13 protein-coding genes are annotated in these 11,776 nt (G+C 67.0%); 7 read left to right on the top strand and 6 right to left on the bottom strand.

Annotation, left to right across the window (positions count from 1 at the left end; genetic code table 11):
• Positions 1-139: 139 nt before the first annotated feature.
• The 3 genes from BM175_RS19280 to thrS all read left to right on the top strand — a co-directional run bounded on the left by BM175_RS19280 (position 140) and on the right by thrS (position 2,974).
• Positions 140-583, top strand: coding sequence for an iron-sulfur cluster assembly scaffold protein (locus BM175_RS19280; protein WP_090965981.1), 444 nt, complete (start codon positions 140-142; stop codon positions 581-583).
• Positions 580-876, top strand: a complete 297-nt coding sequence (gene yidD, locus BM175_RS19275; RefSeq protein ID WP_090965979.1) for a membrane protein insertion efficiency factor YidD — start codon at positions 580-582, stop codon at positions 874-876. The genes BM175_RS19280 and yidD overlap by 4 nt, the downstream gene beginning before the upstream one ends.
• A gap of 133 nt (positions 877-1,009) precedes the next feature.
• On the top strand, positions 1,010-2,974 hold the full coding sequence (gene thrS, locus BM175_RS19270; RefSeq protein ID WP_090965977.1) for a threonine--tRNA ligase: 1,965 nt from the start codon (positions 1,010-1,012) through the stop codon (positions 2,972-2,974).
• A 34-nt stretch (positions 2,975-3,008) separates the two neighbouring features.
• On the opposite strand, the gene BM175_RS19265 is transcribed toward thrS, so the two are convergent.
• Entirely contained in the window at positions 3,009-4,118 is a 1,110-nt protein-coding gene (locus BM175_RS19265) for a hypothetical protein (RefSeq protein ID WP_090965975.1), read from the bottom strand.
• Positions 4,119-4,273: 155 nt separating this feature from the next.
• Between BM175_RS19265 and BM175_RS19260 the strand changes: the two genes are divergently transcribed.
• The 3 genes from BM175_RS19260 to BM175_RS19250 are packed head-to-tail and all read left to right on the top strand — an operon-like array spanning position 4,274 to position 6,705.
• The gene (locus BM175_RS19260) at positions 4,274-4,855 is read left to right on the top strand and encodes a nitroreductase family protein (RefSeq protein ID WP_090965973.1); all 582 of its coding nucleotides are present in this window, start codon (positions 4,274-4,276) and stop codon (positions 4,853-4,855) included.
• Positions 4,855-5,478, top strand: a complete 624-nt coding sequence (locus BM175_RS19255; RefSeq protein WP_090965971.1) for a flavin reductase family protein — start codon at positions 4,855-4,857, stop codon at positions 5,476-5,478. The genes BM175_RS19260 and BM175_RS19255 overlap by 1 nt, the downstream gene beginning before the upstream one ends.
• A 51-nt stretch (positions 5,479-5,529) precedes the next feature.
• Positions 5,530-6,705: a DUF2336 domain-containing protein gene (locus BM175_RS19250; RefSeq protein ID WP_090965970.1), complete on the top strand. Its 1,176-nt coding sequence runs from the start codon at positions 5,530-5,532 to the stop codon at positions 6,703-6,705.
• A gap of 2 nt (positions 6,706-6,707) precedes the next feature.
• Here the strand turns inward: BM175_RS19250 and BM175_RS19245 are convergent, their stop codons facing one another.
• The 3 genes from BM175_RS19245 to BM175_RS19235 all read right to left on the bottom strand — a co-directional run bounded on the left by BM175_RS19245 (position 6,708) and on the right by BM175_RS19235 (position 10,241).
• Positions 6,708-7,481, bottom strand: a complete 774-nt coding sequence (locus BM175_RS19245) for an NAD kinase (RefSeq protein ID WP_090965969.1) — start codon at positions 7,479-7,481, stop codon at positions 6,708-6,710.
• A gap of 96 nt (positions 7,482-7,577) precedes the next feature.
• The gene (locus BM175_RS19240) at positions 7,578-8,717 is read right to left on the bottom strand and encodes a Gfo/Idh/MocA family protein (protein WP_090965967.1); all 1,140 of its coding nucleotides are present in this window, start codon (positions 8,715-8,717) and stop codon (positions 7,578-7,580) included.
• A 69-nt stretch (positions 8,718-8,786) separates the two neighbouring features.
• Positions 8,787-10,241 (bottom strand): MFS transporter, encoded by a 1,455-nt coding sequence (locus tag BM175_RS19235; RefSeq protein WP_425285295.1) that lies wholly within the window; start codon positions 10,239-10,241, stop codon positions 8,787-8,789.
• 79 nt (positions 10,242-10,320) lie between these two features.
• Between BM175_RS19235 and BM175_RS19230 the strand changes: the two genes are divergently transcribed.
• The gene (locus BM175_RS19230; RefSeq protein WP_090965963.1) at positions 10,321-10,971 is read left to right on the top strand and encodes an SOS response-associated peptidase; all 651 of its coding nucleotides are present in this window, start codon (positions 10,321-10,323) and stop codon (positions 10,969-10,971) included.
• Positions 10,972-10,974: 3 nt separating this feature from the next.
• On the opposite strand, the gene BM175_RS19225 is transcribed toward BM175_RS19230, so the two are convergent.
• Positions 10,975-11,313, bottom strand: a complete 339-nt coding sequence (locus BM175_RS19225) for a hypothetical protein (protein ID WP_090965961.1) — start codon at positions 11,311-11,313, stop codon at positions 10,975-10,977.
• A gap of 23 nt (positions 11,314-11,336) precedes the next feature.
• On the bottom strand, positions 11,337-11,681 hold the full coding sequence (locus tag BM175_RS19220; protein ID WP_090965959.1) for a DUF2934 domain-containing protein: 345 nt from the start codon (positions 11,679-11,681) through the stop codon (positions 11,337-11,339).
• Between the last annotated feature and the right edge of the window lie 95 nt (positions 11,682-11,776).

Below are 11,776 nucleotides of genomic sequence, written 5' to 3'. Positions count from 1 at the left end.
TATACCAGTTCCGTCAAGCGGGCGGATCGGGTGCAGCGCCTGAGCGTCTACCGACGCCACGCTGCCCCACCTATATAGTCGGTCCGAGCGGTGCTTCACAGCATCATCGTTTCGCGACGCAGCGTCCACGGAACATGCCATGATCGACGATCTCTACAACGACCGAATTCTCGATCTCGCCGGCAATATTCCCCGGATCGGTCGCCTTGATGCGCCGGATGGCTCGGCTAGGGCGCATTCCAAGCTCTGCGGCTCGACCGTGACGGTCGATCTGAAACTGACCGACGGGGTCGTCTCCGATTTCGCCCACGAGGTCCGCGCCTGTGCACTGGGGCAGGCGTCCTCGTCGGTCATGGCCCGCCACATCGTCGGCGCGACGCCAGCGGAACTGCGCGAGGTGCGCGAGGCGATGCAGAACATGCTGAAGGCCGGCGGCCCTCCGCCGGAGGGGCGCTTCGACGAATTGCGTTATCTCGAGCCCGTCCGCGAGCACAAGGCGCGGCACGCGTCGACCATGCTGACCTTCGATGCGGTCGTCGAAGCGCTCGAAAAGGCCGAGGCGAAAATCGGCGTCGCGGCTTGAGCGGCGAGCGGCATCGCGGCCTTTCTCGTAATTATAAGGGGCCCTGGCGGCGGACGCCCGGCCGCCTTCTCGGCGTTGGCCTCGTTCGCCTTTATCAAGTGACGTTCTCGCCCCTCGTCGGCGGGCATTGCCGGCATATCCCGACCTGTTCCGAATACGCCTACGAGGCTGTCGCGCGCCATGGCCTGTGGCGGGGCGGCTGGCTGGCGGCTCGGCGGGTCGGCCGCTGCGGACCGTTCGGATCGGGCGGGCTCGACCCGGTGCCGGGCGACGACAAGCCTGCGGGACGCTGACCTCGTCGGTTTCCGCGCGCTTGCGCCGGTGGCGGGCGGTGATAGAAGTCGCGACTTCGCGAGGGGCCGGGCGCCCCCATCGATCCAGCTTTCCCGCAATCGTTGGCGGGGGTGAGCATCCGAGGACACTGCCATGATCGACCTGACCTTCCCCGACCAGTCCGTCCGCTCCTATGAGCCCTCCGCCACAGGCGCTGACATCGCCGCCGGCATTTCGAAGTCGCTGGCCAAGAAGGCGATCGCCTACGCGCTGGACGGCGAGGTCCGCGACCTGTCCGACCCGGTCGGACGCGCCGGCAGGCTGGAGATCCTGACGCGCGACGATCCGCGGGCGCTCGAACTCATCCGCCACGACACGGCTCACGTGCTGGCCGAGGCGGTTCAGGAAATCTGGCCGGGCACGCAGGTGACGATCGGCCCGGTGATCGAGAACGGCTTCTACTACGACTTCGCCAAGGACACGCCGTTCACGCCGGACGACCTGCCGGTGATCGAGAAGAAGATGGCGGAGATCATCCGCCGCAACGCGCCCTTCACCAAGGAAGTCTGGTCGCGCGAGGAAGCGCGCCGCGTGTTCGGCGAGAAGGGCGAGACCTACAAGGTCCAGCTGGTCGACGCGATCCCGGAAGGTCAGGACCTCAAGATCTATCGTCAGGGCGAGTGGTTCGACCTCTGCCGCGGCCCGCATATGGCCTCGACCGGCCAGATCGGCGAGGCGTTCAAGCTGATGAAGGTCGCGGGCGCCTACTGGCGCGGCGACAGTAACAACCCGATGCTGACGCGCATCTACGGCACGGCCTGGGCGACGCCCGAGCAGCTGAAATCTTATCTCCACATGCTGGAGGAAGCCGAGAAGCGCGACCATCGACGGCTCGGCCGCGAGATGGACCTCTTCCACTTTCAGGAAGAGGGGCCGGGCGTCGTGTTCTGGCACCCCAAGGGCTGGTCGCTGTTCCAGGACCTCGTCGCCTACATGCGCCGTCGCCTGAAGGGCGACTACGCCGAAGTGAATGCGCCGCAGGTGCTCGACAAGTCGCTGTGGGAGACCTCCGGCCACTGGGGCTGGTACCGCGAGAACATGTTCCAGGTGCAGTCGGCCGGCGACGAGGCGGAGGACAAGCGCGTCTTCGCGCTGAAGCCGATGAACTGCCCCGGCCATGTGATGATCTTCAAGCACGGCCTGAAGTCGTATCGCGAACTGCCGATCCGTTATGCCGAGTTCGGCACGGTGCATCGCTACGAGCCGTCGGGCGCCATGCACGGGCTGATGCGGGTGCGTGGCTTCACGCAGGACGACGCCCACATCTTCTGCACCGACGAGCAAATGGAAGCCGAGTGCCTGAAGATCAACGATCTGATCCTCTCGGTCTATCGCGACTTCGGTTTCGAGGAGATCGTGGTCAAGCTCTCGACGCGGCCGGAGAAGCGTGTCGGCACAGACGAGATGTGGGACCGCGCGGAAAGCGTCATGCGCGATGTCCTGAAGACGATCGAGGCGCAGTCCGGCGGGCGGATCAAGACTGGCATCAACGAGGGCGAGGGCGCCTTCTATGGGCCGAAGTTCGAGTACACGCTGAAGGACGCGATCGGTCGCGAATGGCAGTGCGGCACGACGCAGGTCGACTTCAACCTACCCGAGCGGTTCGGCGCGTTCTACATCGACAGCAACTCCGACAAGGTGCCGCCGGTGATGATCCACCGCGCCATCTGCGGCTCGCTGGAGCGCTTCCTCGGCATACTGATCGAGAACTTCGCGGGCCACTTCCCGCTCTGGCTCGCGCCGACGCAGGTCGTCGTCGCGACGATCACGTCGGAGGCGGACGATTACGCCCGCTCGGTCGCCGAGGAGCTGAAGGCTGCCGGGATGCGTGTCGACATCGACGTGCGCAACGAGAAGATCAACTACAAGGTCCGCGAGCATTCGCTCGCCAAGGTCCCGGTGATCCTCGTCTGCGGCAAGCGCGAGGCCGAGGAGCGCTCGGTGAACCTTCGCCGCCTCGGCTCGCGCGACCAGGAGGCGATGAGCCTTGCCGACGCGCTGACGCTCCTTCGCGACGAAGCCGTCGCGCCGGACCTTCTCCCGCGCGCGGCCGCCTGACGTCAGCCGATTCTGCCGGCGGCTGGGGGCTTCCCTAGTCGCCGGTGCCGACTTCCGGACTGTTGGGATCGACGAGGTCGCTGGTCAGGACCTCGACCTCCTCGTTCTCTCCAGGATGCACGGCGATCTGGCGCTGGAAGATGCGGTCCTTGTTGCGGGCGACGAGCACGTAATCGCCTTCCGTCAGCACCATCGACGCAAAGGCGCCGACGCTCTCGCGGATGATGTCGCCCTGGTCCGAGGTGACCGACCACGCCGTGTCGGCCAAGGCCTCGCCACCCTTCTCGCGCACCAGCTTCATCGTCACTTCGGCCGCGCGGTGATGCAGCGTCGCGTCGGTGATCTTGCCCGCCTCCACGCGGATGTCGGCGCGCGCCACGGCGTTCACCGAACCGTAGCGCGAGATCACGTGGTAATCCCCGGCGTTCAGTCGCAGGACGCTGCCGGGGCCGACGCCCGGCGCGAGGAGCCGGCGCTCGCGGCCGTCGCCCCCGCCCGAATAGACATCGAAGGTCAACTTGTCGTCCGGCAGCTTTCCGCCGTCAAGGATTTCCGCGTGCAGCCGCAGCCCGCCTGCGTCGAGCGCCACCGTTTCGTGCGTTTCCTCGCCCGAGAAATCGACGCGCTTCGTCACGCCTGCGCGCCCGAACCCGACATGCAGGAGATAGTTGCCGGCGGGCACGTCGAACACGGCCTGCGAGCCCTTTGCCATGGCGACGACCGGCAGCTTGCCATCGGGTCCCGGCACCGGGGCGAACAGCCGCCAGACGAGGTCGGACGGGATCTCCGGGCCGTTCTTCCCAAGCGTCGCCTTGAGGCGCAGGCTCTTCTTCGGACGCACGATGTCGAGCTGCGGCGGGGGCTGGGGTGCGAAGGCGGGGAGATTGGGCAGTTCAAGACTGGTGCCGAGGCCGGCATCCGGACGTTCGGGCAGGGCGATCGGCTCGAGCTTGCGCAATCCGACCGACGGCGGGACGCCGATATCGCGGCTGCGCACATCCTGCGGAATGGCGGAGGGAGAGGCATAGGCGCCGGGCTGATCGGGCCCGCCCGGACCCGGAGGGGCGTCCTGCGCGCCGGCCGGTCCCTGTGGGGCGAGGAGAGCGGCGAGGGACAAGGCGATGCCGGATGCGCGCTTGATCAACCTTCAACCTCCATAGGCCTGCCACTTGGATGCCTGTTCAAGGCCATCTCTCCGGTCATTTCAAGGCAGGTTCGCAAGACGGCGGCAAGTGGTCCGGTTGGCCGGCGTCCCGATCTCGGATAGCACCACGTCCAGGCTTCACGAGGATTCGTTCGATGATCGACGCCAAGACACTGCTGGCCACGCGCCGCTCGGTCTCCATTCCAGCGCTCCGGGAACCCGGTCCCTCCGAGGCGGAGCTCAACGAAATTCTGACCGCCGCGTCGCGCGTGCCAGACCATGGAAAGCTGGCGCCCTGGCGCTTCATTCTTTTCAGAGGGGTGGCGGCCCCGGCGCTCGGAAAGGCCTTGGCGGACCTTGCGGAGACGCGCGAAGGACCTCTGAGCGAAGCGCGGCGCGCCTACGAGGAAGCACGTTTCACGCGGGCGCCGCTCGTGATCGGCGTCGTTTCCACCGCCAAGCCTCACTTCAAGATTCCGGAATGGGAGCAGGTCCTCTCGGCCGGCGCCGCGACCATGAACCTCATCCACGCCGCGCACGCCCGCGGCTTCGCCGCGAACTGGATCACCGAATGGGTCGCCTACGACGAGGAGGCCAAACGGCTGATGGGCGTCGCGGCGGAGGAGAAGGTCGTCGGCTTCGTCTATGTCGGCACGCCGTCCGAGGTGCCGAGCGACCGTCCGAGGCCGGACCTGTCGGCTGTGGTGTCCGATGCTCCGATGCCGGTGGTCGCCTGATGTTCTACGAAACCGCCACCAACGACCACGGTCTTCCGCACGACCCGTTCAAGGCGATCGTCGCGCCGCGCCCAATCGGCTGGATCTCGACGCGCGCCCCGGACGGCACGACCAATCTTGCGCCCTACAGCTTCTTCAATGCCCTGTCCGACAAGCCGAAGCTCGTCATGTTCTCGTCGACCGGCATGAAGCATTCGGCGAGCCATGCGATCGCGACCGGCGAGTTCGTCGTCAACCTCGCCACGCGCGATCTCGCCGAACAGGTCAACCGATCGTCCGCGCCGGCCGAAGCGGGCGTCAGCGAGTTCGCCTTGACGGGTTTGACCGAGGCGCCCTGCCGGCTCGTCGCCGCGCCGCGCGTCGCCGAAGCGCCCGCCGCGCTGGAATGCCGACTGACCCAGTGGTTCCGACCGGTCGGGCTCGACGGCAACGACAGCGACGCGGTGATGGTGATCGGTCAGGTCGTCGGGATTCACATCGACGAACGCATCCTGCGGGACGGGCGGATCGCGCTCGATCTCGCCCGGCCTCTGTCGCGCCTCGGCTATCTCGACTTCGCCTCGACCGACGACGCCTTCGAGCTTCGGCGTCCGACGCGAGCGGACGCGGTCCCGCAGGGTTAAGCAACTGCGAGCGAGCGTGGTGAACGCTTTCTTAAAGCTTTGAAGGTCACCATGGCCCGCATCGAATATGATGCGAGTCTTGGGTCCATGCTGGCACAGCAATTCGTCTTCTGGTGCGAAACCGCGACGGCTGCCGAACGCTGCGCAGCCGTGGAAATGCTTGCGGACGCGGTGGTGAACCGGAAGTTCCTGCCAAACGACCTTCGCGAGGCGGAAGCGGCACTGGTGATCGCAGCGGAGGACGCGTCACCGCGTGTGCGCCGTGCCATCGCGGACGGCATCGCGGATGCCTCGACGGTGTCGCGCCAGCTCGTCCGTATGCTTTCGACCGACATCGACGACGTGGCGCTGCCGGTGGTCCTCCTGTCGCCGATGCTGACCGACGACGATCTCTGCGAACTCGTGCGGGCGGGGCGGTTGGGGCTTGGCGTCGCCATCGCGCGGCGCGCGGACGTGTCGGTCGGCGTGGCGGGCGTGATCGTCTCGGTCGGCGAGCCAGTGGCGTGCCTCGAACTTGCAAGGAACCAGGGCGCGACTCTCGACGAGGCGGCGATGACGCGTCTTGTCGACATGGCGGCCGACGTCGGTGAGCTCCGCTACGCGCTCCTCCAGCGAAGCGACCTGCCGGCTGGGCCGCGCCATGCGCTGCTGTCCCAGCTTGGCGACGCGCTCTGCTCGTCGCCGCTCGTCGCCAACGTCGTCGGGCTGTCGCGAGCGTCGCGGCTGCGCGAGGAAGTTCAGGAGCAGGCGACGGCGTCGCTGATCGATACGATCAAGGCCGACGAAATGACGGCCTTCGTCGAGCAGTTGCGCGGAACGAGCCAGCTCAACGCCGCCGTGCTCGTGCGCGCGGTCTGCATGGGGCGGATCGACCTCTTCGCTGCATCCCTCGCCCGACTGACCAATCTGCCGGAGGCGCGCGTCCGGTCGATCATCGCCGAAGCGAGAGAGCCCGCCTTTGCCGCGCTCGCTTCAGCCGCCGGACTGCCGAAGACCGTGGTGCCGCTCCTCCTGTCGGCGGTGCGTGTCTGGAAGGACATGGCGGCCGACGACCGGTTCGATTCCGCCGACGTTGCGTCCACCGTGATGGACCGCGTGACGATCGCCTTCCGCAAGACCGAGCGCGCGGGCGAAGGCGAAGAGCTCGGCCGCCTTCTGCATCGCATGTCCTGCGAGGTGCAGCAGGGCGCGGCGCGGCGTCGGGCCGAGCGCTATCTCGCGGCCTGAGATCAGTAGCGGAACTGTTCGGCGAGGATCCGCTCGTCCCACGAATGCTCGGCATCGAACAGGGTGAGGCTTCGCAGGTTCGCCGATTCGCGGATGCGGATCGACTGGACCGACTTGACCTCGCGATGATCGGCCACCGCGTTGACGGGCCGCTTCTGCGCTTCCAGCACTTCGACATCGACGACCTGATGCCGCGACAGGAGCGCTCCGCGCCACCGCCGCGGCCGAAACGCGCTGACGGGGGTCAGTGCGAGGAGCGGCGCGCTGATCGGCAGGATGGGTCCCTGAGCCGACAGATTGTAGGCGGTCGAGCCCGTGGGCGTCGCGACGAGCACGCCGTCGCAGACGAGCTCTTCGAGGCGCGTCTTGCCGTCGATACTGATCTTCAGCCGCGCCGCCTGATAGGACTGACGGAAGAGGGCCACCTCGTTGATCGCCAGCGCCGAGTGGGGGAGGCCATCACCGTCGACGGCGGTCATCTCCAAGGGATGGATCACCGTCTCGCTGGCGCGATCGAGACGTTCAGAGAGGCCGTCCTCCCGGAACTCGTTCATCAGGAAGCCGACGGTGCCCTTGTTCATCCCGTAGATCGGCTTGCCGGTATCCATGAAGCGGTGGAGCACCTGCAGCATGAAGCCGTCGCCACCGAGCGCGACGATGACCTCTGCGTCCTCCGGCTCGACGGTTCGGTAGAGTGCGGCGAGACGCTCGGCGGCCTCCGTGGCCTCGGGCGAGTCGCTGGCGAGGATCGCGATGGGGCGTGACGTGCTCTGCATGATGGTCCGTTCTGGACGGGCTCGCCGTCGACGCGTGGGAGCGAACCTAGCCGCAATGTCGACCTGCGCAAGCCCTTCGGGCGGAACGAAGGCGCGTCAGAAGGTAGAGCGGGGCCGATACGGCATCGGATAGCCCTTCGTGTCCTGCGCCACGATCGACAGCTCCGTGACGTGAAGCGCGAAGGCGTCGGCCAGCGGTGGGCGCGTGCCGCTTCGGATCGCCTGCGCCATCAGTGCGGGCCCACGCATGAAGTCCATGCGCGACGAGGTTTCCGGCACCACGGCGCCGCTGCGCGGCACGCTGAGCCGGCGCCCGAACCAGTGCTTGATCGGTCGCCCGCGTTCCAGCCGCCGCAGTACCTTGCCGAAGATGCCGGCGCGCGGCCGCCAGTGGCCGGCGGGATCGCGCAGGTAGAGGGACGAGCGCGCGTTCCAGCCGTCCGTCACCGAAAGGACGCCGCCGGTGCCGACGATGTGCATCGACCGGTCGCTTGGGGCGGCCAGGCCGCAGGTGAGCCGCGCGACGACGCCGGAGCGAAATCGAAGACAGGCAACCGAGAAGTCGTTCGCGATCTCGTCCGGCGATTGCTGCGTGCCCTTGTCGGGGAACAGCTTGGCGGAAAACGCCGTCATCTCCTCCACGGGCCCGAAGAACTCGCAAAGCCAGGTGAGATAGTAGCCGGCGTGCTCGAGTGTGCAGCCGACGGCGAACTCGTCCTCGGCCGGCCACGGCGCACCCGACAGGCTTCGCCAGGTCCGGTAGTTCTCGCGGAAGACCATCGAGTCCTCCATCTCGGCGTAGACCAGACGGACGTCGCCGACCGTGCCGTCCTCGATGGTGCGCCGGGCAGTCTGCGCGGCTTCGCCCAGCACCGAGCAGGGCGCGGAGGCGATCTGCAGACTCCTGGCTCTTGCCAGTTCGACGAGTTCCTCGGCCTCGCCGATCTCCATCGCCAAAGGTTTCTCGGAATAGACATGCCGGCCGGCTTCGAGGCAGGCTTTCGAGATCGCGAAATGGCTGGCCGGGTTCGTGAGGTTGACGACCAGCTCGATCGTCGGATCAGCCAGAAGATCTTCCAGCGTCGGGTAGATAGGCGTGCCGTGGAAGGCCGCGAACCGCTTGGCCGCCCACTCGTCGCGATCGTAGGTACCGACGAGCTTCAGGTCCGGATGATTGGGAAGCGTCGTCATGTAGTAGTCGGCGACGAACCCGCAGCCGACGATCGCGATGTTCATGGCGGCCTCCGCGCAGTCCCGTCCGACAAGCTCTGCCACCGGAGGCCATAAGGAATTGCCAACGGCGGATCAGCCGCCGGCCGCCGTCTCCTCGGCGTGCAGCGTCTTTGCGGACGGAGCCGTCTTCGGCGCCTCGTAGCGACGAAGGAGGGAAGGCACGATACCGGCGGCTGCCAGGGCTGCGGCCAGAAGCAGGGCCGACGTCAGCGGATGGCTGGGTACGAGGCCGAACATCACCGCCACCAGGGCCACCCCAAGCGACTGACCCACTAGCCTCGCGGTGGACTGGATGCCGCTCGCCCCACCGCTGCGCTCGCGCGGGGCGCTGGTGATCAGGATCTTGTTGTTGGGTGTCTGGAAGAGACCGAAGCCGAAACCCGCCAACGCCAGCCGCCAGACGAGATCGGCGTCGCCCGGTGTCGATGGAACGAGCACGAGAGCCAGGAGGCCGGCGGAGAACAGCACCAGACCGATGGCGCTCAGGCGGCCGGGATTGAAGCGATCGGCCAGACGCCCGGAGATTGCAGCGGCGATCGCCGTCGCAATGGGCCAAGGGGTCAGCAGCAGCCCGGTCTCGGCGGGAGAGCGGCCGAGCTGGTCATGCAGCAGGAAGGGTAGGGACACGAACGCGATGCCCTGTGCGCCGAAGGAACAGACCGATGTGGCGGCGGACAAGGCGAAGATGGGACGCCGAAGCAGATCCACCGGCAGGATCGGCTCGGCGATCTTCAGCTGCTTGCGCACGAACACGGTTCCGACGATCAGCCCGCCTGCGATCAGCGCGAGCGAAAGCACGAGGCCTTCGGAATGGCCGATCCCGTTCACGCCCGAGATCAGCATGCCGAAAGTCAGGGCGCTCATCACGGCACTCTTGAGATCGAAGGCCTGACCCGACTTCGGCGTGTCGGGCAGGGTTCGCGACCCCGCGAGAAGCGCCAGGAGACCGACCGGAACGTTGATCAGGAACAGGGCCGGCCAGGAGGCGACCGACAGGATCGCGCCCGCCAGCGACGGGCCGGCCGCCGAGGACACGCCGACCACGATCGCGACCCGCCCGACAGCGCGTCCCAGCCGCGAAGCCGGGAAGATGAAGCGGACTAGGGCGATGTTGACGCTCATGATGCCGGCAGCCCCGATGCCCTGGAGCACGCGAGCGGCGATCAGCATGTCCAGCGAGCGGGACAGCGCACAGACGAGCGAGGCGAGGGTGAAGATGCCGAGGCCCGTCAGGTAGACGCGTCTATACCCGAGGATCTCGCCAAGGCGCGCAAGCGGCAGGAGCAGAACGGTGACCGCCAGCTGATAGCCGTTGACCACCCAGATCGCCTCGACTGGCGAAACGCCGAGATCCTGCGTGATGGGTGGTAGCGCGACATTGGCGACCGTGCCGTCGAGCACGGCAACGAAGAGCGCCATGGCGATCGTGCCGAAGGCCAGTCGGCGGCGAAGGGGAGGCAACCCGTCCTGATGCATGGGATCGATCGAACCTGGATGCGGGGCGGCGATGGTCGGGGATGGTCCCATTGCGATCGCCGGCTAGTTTTGGGGCTTGGACCACGCCCTGCCGTTTGTTGGCAAGTCCGCGGCTGGAAGGGGACGACGGATGTGCAACCTGTATTCGATAACGACGACGCAGTCCGCCATGCGGGATTTTGCCCGGGCGACACGGGATCGGCTGGGAAATCTCGCGACGATGCCCGCGGTCTTCCCCGACCACAGCGCACCGATCGTCCGGGTGTCGGACGGTCAGCGCGAACTCGCCATGGCCCGCTGGGGCATGCCCTCGCCGCAGTTCGCATTGAAAGGCCGGTCGACCGATCCCGGCGTCACCAACATCCGCAACGCGGACAGCCCGCACTGGCGTCGCTGGCTGGCGCCTGCCCATCGCTGCCTCGTCCCGTTCAACGCGTTCTGCGAATACGAAACCTTGGACGACGGGTCGAAGGTCCCGACCTGGTTCGCCGCGTCAGAGGACCGACCGACGCTGGCTTTCGCCGGAGTCTGGACGACCTGGACCAGCACTCGCCGCAAGGCAGAGGGCGAGGTGACGGTGGACGCGTTCGGGTTCCTGACGACCACGGCCAATGCGGTCGTCAGTCCGATCCATCCGAAAGCCATGCCTGTCATCCTTACCACGCCATCCGAGATGGAGGCATGGATGGAAGCACCATGGCCCGAAGCCCGTTCGCTGCAGCGGCCCCTGCCGGACGATGCCCTGCGCATCGTCGCCAGAGGCCAGCGCCGCGATGGCTAAGGGTCAGGCCTTGAAGTCGAGTTCCTCGGGGCTTCCCGCAACGCGATCTTCGGCCTGCTGGCGCACGGCTTCGTCCTGGTCGGCGAGGCCATCCTCCGTTTCGTCGTAGCCGGTGCCCGGCATGGGCGCCGTGATCTCGCTGCGCGGCTCGGCGCGAATGTCGGCGTGCGTCGCCTCGTCATCCAGCAACGGATCGGGCGCGCGGTCCTCCGGATCGCGCATCGCTTCCGCCGTGGCGGACTCGAGAAGGGCGCGATCGGCTTCGCTGATGTCTGAGGTCTCGGCAAATTCGCTGCGCTGCCGGTCGTTCGGCATGCGCTGCTCGGGAAAATCTTTGGCCATGAACGTGTGCTCCTTCTTTTGCTTCAGGGGCGCGTGCCCTGCGAGGGCACCGTGTTGTCGGGATCCTTGTCGGCGTCGTTCGCGCCCGTGGTCTCGCGTGCAGCCTGCCAGCTCGGGCCTCGCGCGCCTTCGCCGATGTCGGTCAGTTCGGGAAACTCGCCCTGGTTCTCGAAGGCGACGGCAGGCTCCGGCTCGTCCTCGAGCGTCTCCTCGACAGGCGTCAGGGTGGACCCGAAACTGTCCTTCAGCGCGACGATCTCGCGAGCCTGAAGCCAATGCGACGCTGCGCGTCCCTCTGGCCGACCTTCCGATTCCCAGATTTCGTGCGCCTTCTGGCGAACCCGATCCTCGTCCAGCGTCGTGCTCATCTCTGATATCCCGTTCACGTCATTCGTGATGGGATTACGCGCGACCGACGCACCGGTTGCATCGCGAAGGGCGAGTTCGCCGTGACAGTCCGGGT

Origin of the sequence: Aureimonas phyllosphaerae (genome assembly GCF_900113065.1) — a bacterium.
Lineage (GTDB): Bacteria > Pseudomonadota > Alphaproteobacteria > Rhizobiales > Rhizobiaceae > Aureimonas > Aureimonas phyllosphaerae.
This window is presented reverse-complemented; position numbering and strand designations above follow the sequence as displayed.